The sequence below is a fragment of the Acinetobacter sp. A22 genome (genome assembly GCF_030913345.1).
Lineage (GTDB): Bacteria > Pseudomonadota > Gammaproteobacteria > Pseudomonadales > Moraxellaceae > Acinetobacter > Acinetobacter junii.
In genome coordinates this window covers 225,222-244,604 of record NZ_CP133162.1, presented here as the reverse complement: position 1 = coordinate 244,604, position 19,383 = coordinate 225,222, and the positions used below count along the sequence as shown (strand labels likewise).

Genomic DNA, 19,383 nt, shown 5'->3' with positions numbered 1-19,383 from the left:
TTTAAATTTTATTTCTTCATATCAATATCGATGTACATCCACTCCGCAGGAAGTATTGGATGCTTTTTAAAACCAATCACTCGAGGCTGCGCCAGAATATTTCGGTAACGAGCACCGATCACTTGTACAGGCATATAAACCTCTAAAATACGTGACATTTTTCTGTATATGGCATCGCGCTCTGGACCTGGCACCATGTTTTGAGTTTGTTCATAAAGACGATCAAATTCAGGAATTTTGATACAACCATTGTTCGTTACATTGATATTTTTGCCATAAAACAGCTGCATAAAATTATCGGCATCAGGATAATCTGCGATCCAAGCTGAAGCTTTGAACATGGTTTTACATTGCTTTTCCAACTTCAAGGCTTCTGAAAATGGGAGAGATTGTGTGGTCATCTGTATCTTGAGACCATCAAGGATTTTCTTCCAAAATTCAGCTTGTTGTTGACTACGTAAACTACTACCACTAACAGTCATCTCGATGACCAATGGCTTACCAGTTGGCAAGGTTCTCCAACCATTTGTACCAACTTTGTACTGATAACGATCTAATAATAGGTTGGCTGCTTTGACTGAATAAGGAATACTTGATCTGTAATTTGGGTCATAACCAACAACACCTTCTGGGATTGGTGCTTGTAATTTTTTAGCATCACCTTTTTGCAAGATATTGATGTAGTTATCTGCAGAAAATGCCATCGCAATCGCACGGCGTAAGGCTATTTTTTCTTTGCTTAATCCCCCAACAACAGGGTTTTGCATGTTCCAATAATGATAGTCAAGCGATGGATCAACGATGCGAGATAATTGCACACCTTTTTTCACCAATTCAGGTTTTAACTTACCATTTTGTAAAGCCTGTACAGTCAATTCACCATCAAGTTGAAATAAGTCAACCTCATCTTTACTGAATGACAACCAGCGAGATTGCCCTTCTTCCATCACTTGGATGTCAATCACACCAATCTGAGGCATTTTTTTGCCTTGCATTGCTTTTACAATTTTCTGGTCTTCAGGGGAACTCGCTTTAAAGTTCCATACAAAACTACGAAAGTCAGGATTAGCTTTTAAAATAATTCTTGAACCTGGTGTCCAGCGAGACAGCATATAAGGTCCTGTACCCACAGGGTGACCCATCGCAAACCCAGCTTTATTTCTATACTTTTCGATCACTTCTCTTGCCACAGCACCTGCTGGTTGATGTGCAAGTAACATTGGAAAGTTTTGGTCTGGTCGGGTTAGACGGATAACCAATGTGTATCGGTCTGGCGTTTGTAATCCCACAATCGGTTGGTCGTAATTGAATTTGCCATTCTTTTGCGCTTGCTTCTGTAACGCATCCATTCCAACAATACGTCCATCCAGTAACCAACTGTTCGGTGAATGTAGATTCGGATCCAAGAGTCGTTTAAAGGTATACGCATAGTCAAAAGATGTGAGTTCACGTTTTTTTCCTTTAAAAGCAGGATCATCGGCAAAATAAATCCCTTTTTGCAAACGAATGGTATACGTCAAACCATCTGCACTAATCTCAGGTAATGCGACTGCCGTGCGAGGGACTAACTTTGCTGGCGATGCTAAATAATCATATGTATATAAAGTCTCGAAAATCGAACCATTCACATGTGCAGAATACAAATCATGCACACCTGCAGGATCAAAACCAGTTTCAGCGACTGGAAAGACATAACGCAATACTTTATTTGGATCAGCTGGACTTTTAGCAAATGTCAAAGTGGTTGTAGAACTCGCTATAAGCCCAACACAAAGCGCCAAACTGTAGGATTTCAATGAAAGTTTATAATTTTGCTTCATCTTGAACTCAACACTTATTTTTGTCGTGGTGAAGCAATATCTAAATATTGCCAGTTACTGTTCATAATTGGATGGGCTTTAAAACCTTGAACGTGGGATTGGATCACCCAATTTCGAATACGGGTATCTTGTAAAATTAGAGGATTGTCAGCTTCAATTTGACGACTCATTTTTTCGTAATATGGCATGCGCTTTTCTGGAGGCTGTTGCATCGCTTGTTTATACAAACCATCATAAGCGGATGAGCTATAACAAGACTGATTACCTCTGCCTACATTCGGTCCATATAATAGTTGCGTGAAATTTTCTCCTTCAGGATAATCTGCATGCCAAGCTCCACCCCAAATCATATATTGACATTGCGTCGCTGCTTTTAAGTTATCGGCGAAGTTACTTACTCTGAAATCTGCGCGAACGCCGATCGCATCTAAATTCTTTTTCCACAACTCCGAATACATCACTGAGGATGAGCCACTTTCAGTATTTATTTTTAGAACAAGTGCTTTGCCATTTGGCAGATTTCGATAACCATCAGCACCTTTTTTATAACCAAAATGATCTAACAATTTATTAGCCAAACTCGGGTTATAGCCAATACTACTTCGATATTTTGGATTGTGCCCATTTACCCCCGCGGGTACCAACATTTCAGCTTTAACAGCCTGTCCTTTTCTTAATATCCGAATATATTCATCAACATTAAATGACATCGCAATTGCGCGTCTTAATGCAATTTTGTCCAAATTGTTCCCACCTATGATTGGATCACGCATATTCAGCATGGTATAGGTGATCTCTGCCTCCTTGTTCGGATAAAGTCGAATCCCCTTTTGTCGCATCGCAGGCTTAAGTTGATTATTTTGGTCTAAAACTTTAGGAATGGAACTCGAGGTGAGCTTATCGAAATCGAGTTGTTTTGATTGAAATGCCAGCCAACGTGACTGCTCTTCTTCAATAATACTGATATTTACTTTACCAATTTGAGGCATTTTTTTGCCTGTCATTTCTTTAACTAACCGGTTATCCCAAGCAGTTCCTGTCGATTTAAAATTCCAAACAAAACCTCGATAATCTGGGTTAGCTACTAGTTCTATTTTACTACGGGGCACATACTTACTCAGCATGTAAGGTCCTGTACCTACGGGGTGCATTCCCAATCGATCTTTATAATAATCAACTACTTCACGAGCAGTAGCACCAAACGTACTATAAGCTAGAATATAGGGAAAGTTATAATCAGGTTGAGTCAAGGTAAATTGAAGTGTGTATCGATCTAAGGCTTTTACCCCCTCAATCTTGGCATCATAATTGAAGCGACCTGTTTGCTTCGCTTGCTCAACTAAGGCATTTGCACCCACAATTTTCTGGTCGATAAATGCATATGAAGAAGAATGATTTTTAGGATCTAAAATACGTTTGACCGAATACACATAGTCTTCTGCAATTAACTCTCTACGCTGACCTTTAAATGCTGGATCAGCAGTAAAATAAATACCTGGCTTTATTTTAAATATATAAACTTTCCCATTTTCTTTGATCACAGGCATACTTTGTGCCGTAGCTGGAACCAACTTGACAGGATTAGCTAGATAATCGTATTGCAGCAATCTCTCAAAAATAACATCGGCTACATTACCGCTATAAAAATTAAAAGTTTTGACCATATCAAAACCATCGTCAGGTGCTTCAAATGCGATTCGAAGCACCTTATCCGCTTGCGCTGGAGTTTTAGCGTTTCCCAAAGGAGCAAATACAATAACGGTTGAGAACAAAGCGACCGTAAAAAATTTAGACTTCAATTCAATGCTCACATTATCGTTTTTTAATAAATACTAGACTTTCGAATAGCATTCAACCACACATCGATCTCACCTGCCTGACTTAATCCAATGATCTTGTTCACAAAAATGAATGGTTTGTGATATTTTTACCAATCATAAAAATAATTCAGATGTAAAACCGACATCAAGACCCAAAATTACAGTGCTAATTTCATGCCACTTTTCAAACAAATTTAAAATAGAAAAATTAGACTCCAGTTTATTCACCCCTCTAATCAATATTTATTCATCCTAATTAAAAGTAACTTTATGCAAAATCTCATTTTTTCATAATATTCTTAACAATCAAAATAAGAGACTATAAATACATGTTTTAAAATACATAAAATAAAAATGCACCAAATAAATGCACATATAAATTAGCATGTTTCATTTTAATACCATGTATAAAACCTAGAAAACTGTAAAAAAATGCCAAGAAAAAATATTTTTATAAATTCATAATTTTTTAATAAATAGTAAAAATATGAAAAGCTTATTCAATAAAACTAAAACGCTTTTACACAATTTACTCTAGATTAAACCTGATCCAAAAAATGTATTTGGCACATGTCTTGCTAAAACGCTCTTGTTCAGTCTTTAAGAGTGACAATCCACTAGGGGTTATAAATTTAATGAAATAGGACTTACGCACTATTATTTATAGATTCTCTGTGGTAGGAGATGATTTTTATCGAGAATAAAGTCATCAATGAAGTCTTTGATGATTGGTCTAAATAATTTCTTCTGCCAACGATATACATTTTCAAAGATCCGCTCAAACTGGTTCTTTTGTATCTCGACGTAGGCCATCAAGGCTGCAAAAATATGATTCAAAATCAGTTTAGATCGTCTTACTTGAAACTTTTCAATATGACAAACCTGTTTAATCACTCGGTGATATTGCTCTATTTTCCAATGACTTGAATGTAATTCATGAAAACCCTCAAAGGACAATAAATCATCTTCATCTTGATGCACAATATAAAACCTCTGCTGTTCTTTTAACTGAGTCTTAAATAATTGTACAAAGCCAAAATCTTTGAGCCAGACCACTTGACCCTGATGAAAATCTGGCAATAAACGCAGTTGAAACCATTGTCCTTTTTCTGGGGAAACCTTACGGTTACAGTCGATACCAAACATAAATCGAATACCATATTTTCTTATGGTTTTTAGATTTCCAGTCGATGAATACCAACTATCACCTGTAATAAATTGAATCTTTGCACCCCAACTGAGTACTTCACTTAACATATCCATAAAGTAATCATTCTTGGTTTTACTTTCAGATTTGTCATAAATTCGGAAATTAATTGGAATATTTTGACCATTTTGATCTGTCGCATACAAGGTAATGAGATTAATACCCTTGACGGATCGGTGGTGTTTGCCTGACCAAAAATAGCTAACTAAGTCCATATGCTGACTATATGGTTTATCTAAAACAGTATCATCAATACTGACTATAAGTTTATTATTATCAATATGTTGAATTGATTCTTGATATAGGTCGTGAGGTGTGTAGTCTTCACGCTCTAGAAAGCGATTTACACTATCATGCGAGATGTTATAAGTCTCGGCAAGTTGTGTGCAGCTAATAGAGTTCGGTTCTGTCATGAGAAAGCCCATATAAATGGGTAGAGTACAGGTTGCTGTAGAAGCATGTTTAATTCGTCTAATCACAGATACTTTATAAAGCATTTTAATACTTTTTTGAATCTGTCAATGCGTAAGTCCTATGAAAAAAACTAATTTCGTTCAATCAAATGCTATGCCAAAAGCGAGCAAAACCGTACTCAAACTCAGTACCCTGAGTCTCAGTATGTTGTGTTTAACAATGACCCATGCAGCTGAAAATGAGTCGACCACGGAGGATAAACCCGCCAAAGTCGTCAAAGTTGCCGTTACAGGATCATCGATTAAAGGCGTTGCTGCACAGAGTGCATCTCCGATCACGGTGATTAGAGCAGATGACCTTGTAAAGCAAGGTGTTACAACAGTCGAAGAAGCTTTAACCAAGGTTAGTGCCAATCAAGCAGGGTTTTCTACAGCTCAAAATGTAGGTGCAAGTAATACTGAGGGTTCTTCTGCGAATCTTCGAGCATTAGGTACGGATAAAACATTAATCTTATTAAATGGTCGACGTTTAGCATACAGTCCATTTAGCACCTCAACCACAAACCTAAATATTATTCCAATGGCAATGGTTGATCGTATTGAGATTTTACGTGATGGTGCTTCGGCAATTTATGGTGCGGATGCAATTGCTGGGGTAATCAACTTTATCACCAAGAAGTCTTTTGAAGGTTTAAATATTAGTGCTGGCTTTATTCAACCAGAACAAAGTGGTGGTGATAAACAAGACATTTCAATTTTTGGGGGGTATGGTGATCTTGATGAACAAGGCTTTAATCTTATGGGGGTTATTGACTATCGTCGTTCAAATGACATTATGGCGAAAGACCGTAAAATTAGCCAACGCGGTGGTTTAATACCGGAGCTTGGTATTGATGGAACTTCTGCAAATGGTTTCCCAGCAAATTTTCGTGATCCCGTTACAGGAGCTCTTGGTAATCCTTATGGCGATCTAAACTGTAATAATGCACCTAATACTATCGCTGATGGTGGGCTCTGCTATCTCAACACACAAGCATTGATAGGAATTGTACCCAAAACAGAAACAATATCTGCTTTAGGACGAGGTACGTTCAAATTAAATGATAATTTCAATGCTATCGCTGAATATGTTTACTCACGAAATGAAGTGACTACATCAATCGCACCTGATGTTTACAGCCGCTCCGTTACTCTTCCTTCTACAAGTCCATACTATCCTGGTAATGGTATAACTCCTGAAGTTGCTGGATTAAGTGGTAATCCCCTTGAACTTTATTTGAGATCACAAGCTGGTAATCGCATGTCTAATCCAGTGAATGAATCACATCGGGCATTAATCTCTTTAGAGGGTGAAGCTTACGGTTGGGATATCAATACAGGTTTATCTTATGCACGTAGCGAAGCGACAGACGGTTTTGCTGGAGGGTATTTAAACAAAAGTAAACTCCAAGATGCTTTAAACAATGGAACCATTAATCCTTTTGGCCCTAGTGAAAATCAAGAGCTGTGGAAGTCTTTTGAAGTAAAAGGCGATACTAACACTGGTACGCTCACAGCCACCACATTTGACTTTACTATTAGTCGTCCAATCTACACGTTGCCTGCTGGTGACGTAGGCTTTGCTTTGGGAGGTAGTTTTAGTAAACAGGACTGGAAAGCCAATGTGAACTCAGAAATTGTAAGCCAAGTTCCTGGTAGCGGTATTGATCCTAGTAAACCTGAAAGTAAAGGTAAGAGAGATATCACCGCAGCTTTTGCAGAGTTACATGTTCCAATTACCAAAACCTTAGAAGCACAACTCGCTGCTCGATATGATGACTATAGTTCTGTTTGGGCTGAAGAAACCACGCAACCCACAGCTATAACTACGGTCGCGACTGATGCAACAACACAATCATCACCAACACCACCACCTCTTCCTGCGACTGAAGAAAAAGTGCATAACCCTTATGGCTTAGAAGCTTTATGGCGTGAGGGTGATCTCGTTGCAAAAACAACCTTATTCATCCTTGTTTTAATGTCAATTGGTACGTGGTACATCATCCTTTCAAAACTATTTCAACAAAGCAAAATCAAACGCCATGGTACTGAAGCTGAACGTAACTTTTGGGAAGCAGATACATTAAATAGCGCAAAAGAAAGCTTAGACCCTAGCAGCACGTATCGCTACATCGCTGAAAAAGGTATTCACTCAACCAAACATCATGATGGCACCTTATTAGAACGGATTGATTTCAACACATGGGTAACGATTTCGATTCAACGTGCGATTGATAAAGTACAAAGCCATTTAGGTAACGGCTTGGCATTCCTTGCAACAGTGGGTTCAACTGCTCCTTTCGTTGGCTTATTTGGAACAGTTTGGGGAATTTATCACGCATTAACTGCGATCGGCATTTCAGGACAAGCATCAATTGATAAAGTTGCTGGGCCTGTAGGTGAAGCACTCATTATGACCGCAATTGGCTTAGCTGTCGCTGTACCTGCAGTACTTGGTTATAACTGGCTGACTCGTCGCAATAAAGCTGTCATGGACAATGTCCGTTCATTTGGCTCTGACTTACATGCAGTTTTACTCAGTGGCGAATTACGCAGCAATCCTGTCAATCGTGATTCTAAATAAGGAATACGATTATGGGCATGATGATAAATTCAGATCAAAGTGATGATGATGTGATCGGCACCATCAACACCACTCCGCTTGTGGACATCATGCTGGTGCTTTTGATTATCTTTTTAATCACTGTTCCAGTGGTCACACATACGGTTCCTGTAAAGTTACCTGAAGAAAAGAATACGCCTTACGCCACCACCCCTCAAAATATTCAACTTTCAGTCAACAAAACTGGCGATATTTTTTGGAATGAACAATACGTTGCAAATAAAGAAACTTTACTTGCTCGTTTACAAGTTGAGGCGCAAAAGCGCCCACAACCTGAAGTTCATATTCGTGGTGATCAATTGACGCACTACGCTGCAATTGATCAGGTAATTAGCACCACCCAACAAGCGGGTATTGGCAAAATCGCATTTGTCACTACTCCACCTAGTTCACCTTAATCAGACGATAAGGAGTTAGTCATGGGTATGAATGTCGGACCAAAAAGTGGCGAAGATGATGTGATGCTCGATGTCAACATGACACCTTTAATTGATGTCATGCTGGTGTTATTGATTATGTTCATCATCACAATTCCAATCCCAAACAATGCCATTAATATCAATTTACCTAATGGCGCACCACCGCCACCAACCGATCAGAAACCACCTGAAACCATCAACTTAAGAGTCGATGCACAAGGTCGTATTTTCTGGAACGATCAAGCTGTTGCTGATCGCCAAGCATTGAAGGTTTTGTTTGAATCTGTTGCACAAAAAGCTGATCAGGATCAGATTAAATTTAAACCCGATCCACAAGCAGAATATAAAAATATTGCAATGGTGATGGCATTAGCTCAGCAAAGCAAAGTCACTAAAATAGGCATCGTGAGTAATAACTAGAAAAATAAACACTAACTATTAAGCTTCACAATTCTAAGTTCCTCCTGTGCTAACAAGTCCGCTTGTTAGCTTTTTTTATTTAATTTCACTAATGACGATTGGGAGAACCAAACTATTTACTTTATATCCTTTCGGTTTGTCATTGCAGGCATTTCCTGTCACCGTTGTTTTTATAACATAAGGCGAATACGGCATCACGTTTAAATAACCCGTGTTATCTGATCCTGTACGACAATCTTCTGCATCAAGTTTTTCGTCATAGCGACCAGCATTAGAGGACTCTTGCACTTCAGTAATCAACTTGGCATTCCATTGGCTCAAATAAACTAAACTTTTAGTAGCTTCAACAGTTCCTTGTCCCGAACCAGCACTTTCGATTTCAACCAGTTCGATCGATTTACCTTTATACATCGTTGGATGAACTTTAAATGTATTCGATTGACCACCAAACTCTTTTAAAATTTTTGCTTGTTTGAGCTTTGGTCGAGTCAATACATAACCCGCCCAAAAGTTACGCCCAGCATTTTCAAAACTAACACCAGACAAATAAGCTTCTTCGCCAGAAATTAATTTTACTTTTTCCGTGTGATCAATCTGAATGGCTTGCTGAGGATTCGCATTTGAATCTTGTAAATTAGTAATCCAATTAATGATGGTTTTATCTGTTGGTACAGCAGCATAGGATGCTGAGACTGGAATCAAAAATCCAAATAAAATGGATAGAACTAATTTATTTTTCTTGTTCATTTTAAACCTTACTTTTTACAATCAAAAATCTCACATGAAATATGATACTCGGAAATGTCATCCACAACCTGCGTGAATTTTGCAATATATTGTTTCTGCGAAATAATAAAAACAAGAACAGAAAGAGAACAGGTTTTGTGGATGACAATGCCTTTGCCTACTTTGGGCGAAACCAAAGTAGGGCGAACTGCAAGTTTATCCCTAACTTTAGATTGAACTCGGCGAGACTCCGTTAAGAGCAACTATTTTGATTCTCATTAAAATTTAAGTTAATTAAACTTTTCCAAATCAATCCATTGAGCATCAGGAAAATGCTTTGCCAAATAAGCTTTTAAATAATCCGCTGTATCTTTAGAAATAAGTGGATCTTTCGATTCATCTTTTAAGTTATATACCAAAGCATGCAAACTCAAACCACGATGTTTTAAAGCTTCTAAACTCAACAATGTGTGGTTAATGCTTCCCAAACGTCCAGAAGTCACCAAAATCACAGGAAATTGATGTTGAGCAATATAATCAATGGTCAATAACTCTGTGGTTAAAGGCACCATTAAACCGCCCGCACCCTCTAATAGCACCACATCAAAACGCTGAGCAAGCTCTTTAGTTGAAGCTTCGATCTTGGCAAAATCTAACTCACGCCCATCTAAACGTGTAGCCAAATGCGGTGAAGCTGGATAAGTGAAAATCTCAGGCATGGTCAATTTTTCATGATCTTCCTGAAACCAGCCACTCCCCATAATTTCACGGTGTTTTTCGATGTCTTCCGACACATCGACATTGCCAGTTTGCACCAACTTCTGGGTGATAACACGCTGCCCTTGTTCGGTCCAAAGTTTGGCGAGATAACCTGTGGCATAAGTTTTCCCAATTTCTGTATCAATACCACTGACAAAATAAATTGCTGCACTCATGCTTTTCTCCGCGCAATCACGTAAATCGGATGATAAGTTAGGCGAAAACCTTGCTCATCATGAAACTGTTGATAATCAGAATAAAACTGCTGTAAAGATTGCTTGGTCCAACGATGTGACTTTGCTGTTGCAGTCACCCCCGTCGCTTTTAGATGATGCAGCACTAATTTAGGATCATCAAAATATAGATTTTTTTGTTCTTCTTGTATAAACACAATCTCAAAGCCATTTTCTTCAAGTTTCTGTTTCAACACTTCACTAGAACAATAATTTAAACCTTGCCCGGTCAGCTTTTTGATTTCGATTAAATTATTTTCACCAAATGTTGAGAAACCCAAATAGCCTTTCGTTTTTAAAGCATCATGAATTCGTTGTAATAACGCAGGTAGATCAGTCATCCATTGCAAAGCTGAACTCGAAATCACCGCATCCAATTCTGATGGTAATTCAAGCTGCTCAATATCTCCGATCAACCAAGCTATATTTTGAATCGTTGAAAAATGCTGATCTACATCCTCATAAAGATCATTTAAAAATAATTGATCAAACTGAAAATGAGTCTGAAATAAATGCGTTAAATTACCCGACCCACAACCGATCTCAAGTACAGAATCAAAAGTATTAGGACAATACACTTTCAGATATTCAAATAACTGTGCACTGATCTGCTTTTGCACTACAGCATGCTCAATGTAACTTTGCCCTGCTTTGGCAAAACGTTGAGCGACTAAAGCTTTATCGACACTCACAAACATTCCACCAATTTTTCTAATTCTGCTTTTTGAACCATAGACGTTAATGAAATACGTAAACGTGAACTATTTTGCGGTACTGTTGGCGGTCGCACAGGCATGGCATAAAAACCTTGTTGCTGAACATAACGTGCTTTTTCAATCGCTGCATTACTTTCGCCGACAATAATTGGAATAATATGGCTACTCGATGGACTTGAAAAACCTTTTGCAATCACCGCCTGCTGTAAAAAATGACTGATCTCAGCCAAGTGCTGACGCTGCTGCTGCATATTTAATACTTTATTAAAGATAAAATCAGACCATGCCATCGAGATTGGTGGTAATGCTGTGCTGAAAATCAAGGGACGCATTTTATTAATCAGATAATCACGGATGATAGGATCACCAATAATATAACCGCCAATTGAGGCAATCGCTTTGCCAAAAGTCCCAACCAGGAAATCAATCTGATGCAATACACCATATTGCTCAGCACAACCTAGTCCTTGCCCACCTCTCACACCTATGGCATGAGCTTCATCAACATACAACATGGTTTTGACAAAACGTTGCTTTAACTGCGCCAGTGCCGCTAAATCTGTTTCATCACCATCCATACTGAAAATACTTTCAGTCACCACAATAATACGTTCAACTTGCTCATCTTGTTGATACTTTTGCAATAACTGTTCCAAATGCTGCAAATCATTATGACGATAACGCACATATTGAGCATTCGATAGACGAATACCATCAATCATACTGGCATGAACCAGTTTATCCGCCAAAATCACGGTTTTACTATCAGCTAATGCAGGCAAAATACCGATATTCATGTGATAGCCACTATTGAAAAGCAAGGCAGCACGACCAAAAGTTTTGCTTAGGCTATTTTCAAATTGCTCGTACTCTGCAAAATTACCAGTCAGTAAACGTGAAGAAGATGAGCTAAACAATGCACGGTCGATTTGCAAAGTATCAAGAAATTCTTCTCTTAAACTTAAATCAGCCGCCAGACCTAGATAATCATTGGATGCCAAATTCAACATGGTTCGATCTTGAATAGTAATCCAACGTCCCTGCTGTTGATTTGCAGTAAATTGGCGGAAATTACCTTGCTGTTTGAGCTGGTCAAGCTGCTCAGCATAATGATCAAGCAAGGACATTAGCTTGTGCTCCTTGCATATTTTTGACCACTTCACTCATCTGCACTAATAAGTAATTTAGCTCATCATCGGTGATCACATACGGCGGCATCACGTAGACCAATTTTCCAAATGGTCGCACCCAAATACCATGTTCAACAAACTGCTGCTGTAAGCTTTTCATGTCAACACTAGAGGTTAATTCAACCACTCCAATCGCACCTAATACACGTACATCTGCAACATGATCAAGTTCTGCTAAATCACTTAATTGCTGAACAAGGATCTTTTCAATACGTTGAATATTGCTCTGCCAATCTTGTTCAACTAATAATTGAGTACTTCTTAGAGCAACAGCACAAGCCAGAGGATTCGCCATAAAGGTTGGACCATGCATGAACACGCCCGCTTCGCCACGACTAATGGTTTCAGCCACTTGTTTAGTCGTTAATGTTGCAGATAATGTCATATAGCCTCCAGTCAAACCTTTACCGATACACATGATATCGGGTTCAACTTGTGCATGCTCCCAAGCAAACATTTTACCTGTACGCCCAAAACCTGTTGCAATCTCATCAAAGATCAATAACAAATTGTATTGCTGACATAATTCTTTGGCTTGGCGCAAATACTCAGGATGATAAAAACGCATCCCTCCCGCACCTTGCACAATTGGCTCAATAATGAGTGCAGCAATACTGTGATGATGCAGTTCGACCTGGTGTTTGAGCTCTTGAATATCTCGTGGATTCCACTCACCATCAAAGCGACTTTGAGGCGCGGGTACAAAGATTCGATTCGGTAAACTTGAGCCAAAAATCTGATGCATTCCCGTAACAGGATCACACACCGACATCGCATTCCAAGTATCACCATGATAGCCAGAACGTGTAGTAATAAAATTGGTTTTCTCAGGTTGATTCAACGCAGCCCAATATTGCACTGCCATTTTTAAAGCCACTTCAACTGAAACTGAACCTGAGTCAGCATAGAAAATTTTATCTAAACTCGGAGGCGTAATTTTTAATAAGAGTTTACCCAATTCAATTGCAGGTTCATGCGTCAAACCACCAAACATGATATGCGCCATGTTTTGCAATTGATCAGTAATGGCTTTATTGAGTTCAGGGTGGTTATAACCGTGAATCGCACACCACCATGACGACATGCCATCAACCAGAGTTCGACCATCCTCTAGTTCGATGGTTGCACTATAAGCACGTTTCACTTTAAAAGTTGGCAGTGGATTTAACATCGAGGTATATGGATGCCATATATGTTCTAAATCAAATAAATCGGTCATCCATACTTCCTCATTGGTTAGATAAATATTGCTTTTAGGGGAGAGCTGCCTTGTGCTCATTTATTCTGGTATTAGCCTTCGGCTGGACCTACTTTTCTTTCGGGAAAAGTAGGCAAAAACATTTGTCATCCACAAAACCTGTTCACTTCTGGTGCCCATCCAAGAGTATCAACTCATCCATATTCATCACTTTTACTATCACCACGCAGGTTGTGGATGACGCTATCGAGTATCAATTTGTGGGAAAACTCTTATAAAAGAATTTGCAAACATCTTAAACTTGTCAAAATCTAAAATATATTGCGAGAACTTTCATTTCAAGCAAGATTGAACGTTGAGTAAATAAAATCTTCAATTACTTGCACAGTCTGCTCCACCATAAAACATGGAAAACCATGAGAAGCATCATCAATAGAAACAACAGTTAGATTTTTTGCAGCTAAATTCTGGATATTTTGAACAACTTGGTAAGGAACCAAAGCATCATGCTCAGCAAATACATGCAACTGTCTGCCTTGATAATTTTCATACAAATCAACCAAATTTAATTGCCCCAACAACTGCAACCCATCCCTAAGCAATGCAATCGCTTGTGGCCGTATCAATTTTTGCATAGCTAAGAAATCTTTTTTAGCCGAACTTGTACCTTGACAGACCAATAAGCCAAAACGTTTTAATGTGGTAATCGCATCCTGTTCGAATGACTGTTTAAACTGAATAAAAGTTTCAACTGGCATGGCTGTCGTCCAATTAGTTTGAGCAACAAAACATGGATTCGATGCTAGAGTGATTAAGAGCTTCTGTTCATCATATTGCAGTTGAATTTGGTTGACTAATAGTGTTGCTAGTTGACCTCCCAGTGACCATCCCACAATGACATCAAATTTCACTGCAAGTTCGACGTGCTGCTGCAAAACTTCATTATCGAGAGCATTAAAAATATTAATCCGCTGAACGAGATACCCCTTTTGTTCTAAAGCATCATGTAAAGGTTTTAATAATTCGGCACCACCACCCCAGCCAGTGATAAGTAAGATCTTTTTAGACAATGAGATACCTGTCGATTGCATAATCATTTTGTATAAAACATCGCATAAATTGGTTATTTTTCCTAGCGAGGTCAACTCGATTTGCTAAAATATGACCTATCACACTTTGAGATCAAAATGATGAATACGATAAAGTCCAAAGTTCTTATCGTTTGTAGCACACTTATGTTGCTCGGATCAGCGAGTTCAAGCTTTGCTCAAACCTCTATTTTCTCTAAACAAAATACCGCTCAAAAAGAATGGGTTGGACAGTCTGCACCAGATTTCAAACTGCAAGATCAAAGTGGGAAATGGCATACGTTAAGCCAATACAAAGGCAAATGGATTGTGCTTTATTTTTATCCAAAAGACGATACAGCTGGTTGTACCCAAGAAGCCAATCAATTTAAATCGCTCTATCCTCAGTTTTTAAAATCTAATGCTGTGGTACTCGGTGTGAGCTTAGACGATGTCGCGTCACATCAGAAATTCTCAAAAAAACTCGGACTTCCTTTCCCAATCTTGGCTGATGATAAAGGCGACCTTGCTGGAAAATTTGGAATTGTTCGAAATCTAGGTATTACCAAAATTGCCAAGCGAGAGAGTTTTTTAATTAATCCTCAAGGTGCCGTCATGTATCATTACACGAGTGTGAATACACAGACACATGCCGATCAAGTATTGAAAGATTTAAAAAGTTTACAGAAGAAATAGAATAGCAAATAAAAAAACTCAGCATATGCTGAGTTTTTTTAATTCACAAATCTTAGATTTGCGATTGAATATAATTCTGTAAACCAATCAATTCGATCAAACGTAGTTGCTTTTCTAACCAATAAGTATGATCTTCTTCTGTGTCAGAAAGCTGCTGACGCAATATATCACGACTAATAAAATCGCCTTTTTCTTCGCAGAGTTTGATTCCTGTCGCCAGTTTTTCACGTACATGATATTCCAGTGCCAAATCTGCTTTTAAACAACTTACCACATCAGTACCCACATTAATGTCTTCACGGTTCATGTTTGGTTGTGCACCTAAAAACAGAACACGGCGAATAATGGCATCTGCATGTGAGGCTTCTTCTTGCATTTCATGATCAATGCGTTCATAAATTTTGCTCAAGCCCCAATCTTCATACATTCTTGAATGAATTAAATATTGATCACGAGCAGCCAACTCACCGCCAATGAGCATATTTAAATAGTCGATGACTTCTGGATTGCCACGCATAATATTTACTCCTTCCGAATACAAGTATTATGAGCAACTTATAAGACATTTGCAAAAAATTAATTGTGTAAGTTTATGATTTTTATAAAATTAAAATGAGAAACATACGCATTTACAGTTCTAATTCGCATAATTTGTTTAGATAAAATAAGCTCTTGCAGATTTATTACCCCATTCGAAGCGGTAAAGTTACATCATTTTGTATTATTTGATTTTTGTAACGATTAACAATACTTCTTATTTGAACCTGGAATTGATCAAAAAAACATTAAAAATGACTGGTCAGCTGTTGTTTGTTTGAGCAAAATTCGCTAAATATCTTCAATCACAAAAATGATTAGGAAAAAAAATGGATAAAAGTAAAGCAATTCTAGTCACGGGTGCGACGGGTTATATTGCAGGCTGGATTATAGAACGCTTACTCAATCAAGGTTATAAAGTTCACGCAACCGTTCGAGACCCCTCAAAAAAAGATAAAATCCAACATCTCTATGACCTCGCTGAAAAATCATCAGGTGAAATTCACTTTTTTAAAGCAGACTTACTTGAAGCACATTCATTTGATGAAGCTATGAAAGGCTGTGAGGTTGTCATTCACACTGCGTCCCCTTTCGTAGTCACCAATTACAAAGATGCCGTAAAAGACATTATTGAACCTGCTGTGAAAGGAACAGAGAATGTACTAGACAGTGTGAACCGCACTGATTCAGTAAAACGCGTTGTTGTGACCTCAAGTATTGCATCAACCTACGGTGATGCAATTGAGATTCAAAATACTGCTCATAATGAATTTGATGAGAGCCACTGGAATAATAGCAGCAGTGAAACTCACCAACCATATCCATATTCAAAAGTGGCTGCCGAACGTAAAGCATGGGAAATGGCTGAACAACAAGATCGCTGGAGCCTTGTTTGTATCAATCCTGCACTTGTTATGGGTCCATCACTCACTGATGCGAGTCAATCAGGCAGTATTGAAGTATTACAACAGTTTGGTAATGGCACAACCTTATTTGGTGTTCCACCAATGTGGAATGGAATCGTAGATGTTCGAGATGTTGCGGATGCTCACGTTGCAGCTGCCTTAAATACTCAAGCAAAAGGTCGTTATATTATTTGTGGTGGCACACTAAGCTTATTAGAAATGGGCAAAGCTTTAACGCAGAAGTTTGGTTATAAATATCCTTTTCCACACTTTACTGTACCTAAAGCAGCATTCTCATTGGTCGCACCAATATTTGGGCACTCTCGTCAATTCGTAAAACTCAATATGGGATATCCAATTTATTTTAATGCTCAACGTAGCGTAGATGAATTGGGTATCGAATATAGAGACATTCGAGAAAGTGTTTGCGAACATTTCCAACAATTACTTGATGATGGCATTGTAAAAAAACGTGCATAAGCAAAAAGCCCGTTCAATGTGACTCACTGAACGGGCTTTTTTATAGCTTTATTAGGCTTCGTACTGTGCAAGGAACTCTAAAAACTCTTGCTCGTTCATTACACGAATGTCTAACTTTTGTGCCTTATCAAGTTTGCTGCCTGCTTTCTCACCTGCAACGACACATTTGGTTTTACTTGAAACACTACCGCTCACACGCGCACCTAAAGCTTGAAGCCGCTGGGTTGCTTCATCACGCCCCATACTTTCCAATGTGCCAGTCACAACCCAACTTTCACCATTCAAAGGCTGGCGAGTTGGTGCAGTTGGTGCATCCCAATGAATCCCTGCAGCAAGTAAACGCTGCAAGACCTCTAAGTTATGCTCGGCTTGGAAAAAATCCACAATCCATTCTGCCGTAATATCACCTACATCAGGTGTTTTCTTCAAAGCATCAATATCTGCAGCTTTCAAAGCATCGAAGGTCTGGAAAGTATTGGCGAGCATACGTGCCGTAGTTTCACCTACACCACGAATACCTAAAGCATAAATGAAGCGTGCCAATGTGGTTTTCTTACTTGCATCAATTGCATCAATAAGGTTTTGAACTGACTTTTCACCCATTTTTTCAATGCTGAGTAATTTTTCTCGATGTTCATGTAAGTGATAGATATCGGCTACATCTCTGAGTAGATCTAGATGTAATAATGACTCTACCCAACGATCCCCTAAGCCCTCAATATCCATAGCCTTGCGTGAAACAAAGTGGCGAATCGCCTCAATACGCTGTGCTGCACAATATAAACCACCAGAACAACGAGCTAAAGCCTCACCTTCTGGCATGACGACAGGAGAATCACATACTGGACAATTCGTTGGTAGATAAACAAGCTCAGCATCGGCAGGTCTAAATTCAGCCCAAACCTTTTCAACTTTTGGAATCACATCACCCGTCCGATACACGCTGACGGTATCGCCAACACGTACATCTAAACGATGAATTTCACCAATATTATGTAAAGTTACATTCGAGACAGTCACACCGCCAACAAAGACAGGAGCTAAACGAGCAACAGGTGTTAGCGTGCCAGTACGCCCTACTTGCCAGTCAATATTTTCAACCTTGGTCAAAGCCGCTTGCGCTGGGAATTTATAGGCTGTCGCCCAACGTGGCTCTCGACTTAAAAAGCCCAGTTGTTGCTGCTGTTTAAGGTCATCGACTTTGACCACCATCCCATCAATTTCAACTCTGAGATTCGGACGTTCAAGCTGAATTTGCTCATAGCGTTGTTGGACTTCTTCAATCGACTCACAAAGATATTGACGCTCTGCGATCTCAAAGCCAAATTTGGTCAACCAGTGCAAACTGTCATGCATCGTCGTTAAGCCATGATGAGGCTCGCATTGAGCAATACCATAAGCATAAAAAGCCAATGGACGCGATGCTGCGATATTGGGGTCAAGCTGTCTTAAACTCCCCGCAGCAGCATTTCGTGGATTAGCAAAGGTCTTTTCACCTTTAGCCTCCTGATCTGCATTGAGTTTTTCAAAACCTGATTTTGGCATCAATACTTCTCCACGCACCTCTAAGAGTTGTGGAATAGCTTGGTGCTGAGAAGATAAAATCTTAGGTAAATTACGGATGGTTTTGACATTTTGAGTAATGTCCTCGCCTGTTTCTCCATCACCACGAGTTACGCCTCGAACCAACACACCATTTTCATACCAAAGCGAAATCGCTAAACCATCGAGTTTAAGTTCAACCTCGTATTGAACCTTTTGATTCGGTAGGCGCTCATCAATACGACGTGCAAAGGCAAATAAATCATCCTGATTGAAAACATTACCTAATGACAGCATCGGCACCACATGAGTCACACTTTCAAATTTTGATAATGCTTGTCCACCGACTTTATTCGTGGGTGTATCAGCTTGCATAAACTCTGGATACTGTTGTTCTAATGCTTTAAGTTGATGAAATAAATGGTCATATTCACTGTCGGTGATCGTAGGTTGATCCATCACGTAGTAAGCATGATTATGTTTAGCGATCAATTGAATCAATTGACGCATTTGCTCAATAACTGAGTTTTGTTCCATTTAAATTTCACCATATAAAAGGGCGGAAAACCGCCC

The 19,383-nt window shown here is 38.9% G+C and carries 16 protein-coding genes and 1 pseudogene; 6 read left to right on the top strand and 11 right to left on the bottom strand.

All coding sequences use genetic code 11. From position 1 onward, the window contains the following. Positions 1–8 precede the first annotated feature (8 nt). The 3 genes from Q9Q86_RS01150 to Q9Q86_RS01140 form a co-directional block, all read right to left on the bottom strand. Positions 9–1,820, bottom strand: a complete 1,812-nt coding sequence (locus Q9Q86_RS01150) for an ABC transporter substrate-binding protein (RefSeq protein ID WP_112986562.1) — start codon at positions 1,818–1,820, stop codon at positions 9–11. Positions 1,821–1,834: 14 nt separating this feature from the next. Further along, positions 1,835–3,619 carry an ABC transporter substrate-binding protein gene (locus Q9Q86_RS01145; RefSeq protein WP_112986561.1) on the bottom strand — a complete coding sequence of 595 codons (1,785 nt, stop codon included), beginning with the start codon at positions 3,617–3,619 and terminating at the stop codon, positions 1,835–1,837. Between the two features lie 678 nt (positions 3,620–4,297). Beyond that, positions 4,298–5,326 (bottom strand): IS701-like element ISAba11 family transposase, encoded by a 1,029-nt coding sequence (locus tag Q9Q86_RS01140; protein ID WP_142028625.1) that lies wholly within the window; start codon positions 5,324–5,326, stop codon positions 4,298–4,300. A 55-nt stretch (positions 5,327–5,381) separates the two neighbouring features. On the opposite strand from Q9Q86_RS01140, the pseudogene Q9Q86_RS17445 reads away from it, so the two are divergent. The 4 genes and pseudogenes from Q9Q86_RS17445 to Q9Q86_RS01120 form a co-directional block, all read left to right on the top strand. Continuing rightward, positions 5,382–7,085: pseudogene (locus Q9Q86_RS17445) on the top strand (TonB-dependent receptor domain-containing protein); the annotation flags it as partial. Positions 7,086–7,121: 36 nt separating this feature from the next. Continuing rightward, entirely contained in the window at positions 7,122–7,883 is a 762-nt protein-coding gene (locus Q9Q86_RS17440; RefSeq protein WP_374050030.1) for a MotA/TolQ/ExbB proton channel family protein, read from the top strand. 11 nt (positions 7,884–7,894) lie between these two features. After that, entirely contained in the window at positions 7,895–8,320 is a 426-nt protein-coding gene (locus Q9Q86_RS01125) for a biopolymer transporter ExbD (protein WP_004914066.1), read from the top strand. Positions 8,321–8,341: 21 nt separating this feature from the next. Beyond that, the gene (locus Q9Q86_RS01120) at positions 8,342–8,761 is read left to right on the top strand and encodes a biopolymer transporter ExbD (protein WP_005403115.1); all 420 of its coding nucleotides are present in this window, start codon (positions 8,342–8,344) and stop codon (positions 8,759–8,761) included. Between the two features lie 75 nt (positions 8,762–8,836). On the opposite strand, the gene Q9Q86_RS01115 is transcribed toward Q9Q86_RS01120, so the two are convergent. The 6 genes from Q9Q86_RS01115 to Q9Q86_RS01090 all read right to left on the bottom strand — a co-directional run bounded on the left by Q9Q86_RS01115 (position 8,837) and on the right by Q9Q86_RS01090 (position 14,680). Then, positions 8,837–9,508, bottom strand: coding sequence for a hypothetical protein (locus Q9Q86_RS01115; protein ID WP_112987366.1), 672 nt, complete (start codon positions 9,506–9,508; stop codon positions 8,837–8,839). A gap of 269 nt (positions 9,509–9,777) precedes the next feature. Continuing rightward, on the bottom strand, positions 9,778–10,422 hold the full coding sequence (gene bioD / locus Q9Q86_RS01110) for a dethiobiotin synthase (protein ID WP_004960171.1): 645 nt from the start codon (positions 10,420–10,422) through the stop codon (positions 9,778–9,780). After that, positions 10,419–11,177 carry a malonyl-ACP O-methyltransferase BioC gene (bioC, locus tag Q9Q86_RS01105; protein ID WP_112987365.1) on the bottom strand — a complete coding sequence of 253 codons (759 nt, stop codon included), beginning with the start codon at positions 11,175–11,177 and terminating at the stop codon, positions 10,419–10,421. The genes bioD and bioC overlap by 4 nt, the downstream gene beginning before the upstream one ends. Then, positions 11,168–12,322 carry an 8-amino-7-oxononanoate synthase gene (locus tag Q9Q86_RS01100; protein WP_112987364.1) on the bottom strand — a complete coding sequence of 385 codons (1,155 nt, stop codon included), beginning with the start codon at positions 12,320–12,322 and terminating at the stop codon, positions 11,168–11,170. The genes bioC and Q9Q86_RS01100 overlap by 10 nt, the downstream gene beginning before the upstream one ends. Next, entirely contained in the window at positions 12,309–13,604 is a 1,296-nt protein-coding gene (gene bioA / locus Q9Q86_RS01095) for an adenosylmethionine--8-amino-7-oxononanoate transaminase (RefSeq protein WP_112987363.1), read from the bottom strand. The genes Q9Q86_RS01100 and bioA overlap by 14 nt, the downstream gene beginning before the upstream one ends. A 317-nt stretch (positions 13,605–13,921) precedes the next feature. Further along, the gene (locus Q9Q86_RS01090) at positions 13,922–14,680 is read right to left on the bottom strand and encodes a hydrolase (protein WP_112987362.1); all 759 of its coding nucleotides are present in this window, start codon (positions 14,678–14,680) and stop codon (positions 13,922–13,924) included. A 90-nt stretch (positions 14,681–14,770) separates the two neighbouring features. Here Q9Q86_RS01090 and Q9Q86_RS01085 point away from each other — a divergent pair, with 90 nt between their 5' ends. Further along, positions 14,771–15,346, top strand: coding sequence for a peroxiredoxin (locus tag Q9Q86_RS01085; protein WP_039047443.1), 576 nt, complete (start codon positions 14,771–14,773; stop codon positions 15,344–15,346). 52 nt (positions 15,347–15,398) lie between these two features. On the opposite strand, the gene bfr is transcribed toward Q9Q86_RS01085, so the two are convergent. Further along, positions 15,399–15,863 (bottom strand): bacterioferritin, encoded by a 465-nt coding sequence (bfr, locus tag Q9Q86_RS01080; RefSeq protein ID WP_112987361.1) that lies wholly within the window; start codon positions 15,861–15,863, stop codon positions 15,399–15,401. A gap of 349 nt (positions 15,864–16,212) precedes the next feature. Between bfr and Q9Q86_RS01075 the strand changes: the two genes are divergently transcribed. After that, the gene (locus tag Q9Q86_RS01075) at positions 16,213–17,268 is read left to right on the top strand and encodes an aldehyde reductase (protein WP_112987360.1); all 1,056 of its coding nucleotides are present in this window, start codon (positions 16,213–16,215) and stop codon (positions 17,266–17,268) included. Between the two features lie 51 nt (positions 17,269–17,319). Here the strand turns inward: Q9Q86_RS01075 and ligA are convergent, their stop codons facing one another. Further along, on the bottom strand, positions 17,320–19,347 hold the full coding sequence (gene ligA / locus Q9Q86_RS01070) for an NAD-dependent DNA ligase LigA (protein WP_112987359.1): 2,028 nt from the start codon (positions 19,345–19,347) through the stop codon (positions 17,320–17,322). Between the last annotated feature and the right edge of the window lie 36 nt (positions 19,348–19,383).

Excerpts from the sequence above, each read along its gene's own strand:
- Q9Q86_RS01150 (WP_112986562.1), bottom strand. The coding sequence starts at position 1,820 with ATGAAGCAAAATTATAAACTTTCATTGAAATCCTACAGTTTGGCGCTT.
- Q9Q86_RS01125 (WP_004914066.1), top strand. The coding sequence starts at position 7,895 with ATGGGCATGATGATAAATTCAGATCAAAGTGATGATGATGTGATCGGC.
- Q9Q86_RS01120 (WP_005403115.1), top strand. The coding sequence starts at position 8,342 with ATGGGTATGAATGTCGGACCAAAAAGTGGCGAAGATGATGTGATGCTC.
- Q9Q86_RS01115 (WP_112987366.1), bottom strand. The coding sequence starts at position 9,508 with ATGAACAAGAAAAATAAATTAGTTCTATCCATTTTATTTGGATTTTTG.
- bioD (WP_004960171.1), bottom strand. The coding sequence starts at position 10,422 with ATGAGTGCAGCAATTTATTTTGTCAGTGGTATTGATACAGAAATTGGG.
- bioC (WP_112987365.1), bottom strand. The coding sequence starts at position 11,177 with ATGTTTGTGAGTGTCGATAAAGCTTTAGTCGCTCAACGTTTTGCCAAA.
- Q9Q86_RS01100 (WP_112987364.1), bottom strand. The coding sequence starts at position 12,322 with ATGTCCTTGCTTGATCATTATGCTGAGCAGCTTGACCAGCTCAAACAG.
- bioA (WP_112987363.1), bottom strand. The coding sequence starts at position 13,604 with ATGACCGATTTATTTGATTTAGAACATATATGGCATCCATATACCTCG.
- Q9Q86_RS01090 (WP_112987362.1), bottom strand. The coding sequence starts at position 14,680 with ATGATTATGCAATCGACAGGTATCTCATTGTCTAAAAAGATCTTACTT.
- Q9Q86_RS01085 (WP_039047443.1), top strand. The coding sequence starts at position 14,771 with ATGATGAATACGATAAAGTCCAAAGTTCTTATCGTTTGTAGCACACTT.
- bfr (WP_112987361.1), bottom strand. The coding sequence starts at position 15,863 with ATGCGTGGCAATCCAGAAGTCATCGACTATTTAAATATGCTCATTGGC.
- Q9Q86_RS01075 (WP_112987360.1), top strand. The coding sequence starts at position 16,213 with ATGGATAAAAGTAAAGCAATTCTAGTCACGGGTGCGACGGGTTATATT.
- ligA (WP_112987359.1), bottom strand. The coding sequence starts at position 19,347 with ATGGAACAAAACTCAGTTATTGAGCAAATGCGTCAATTGATTCAATTG.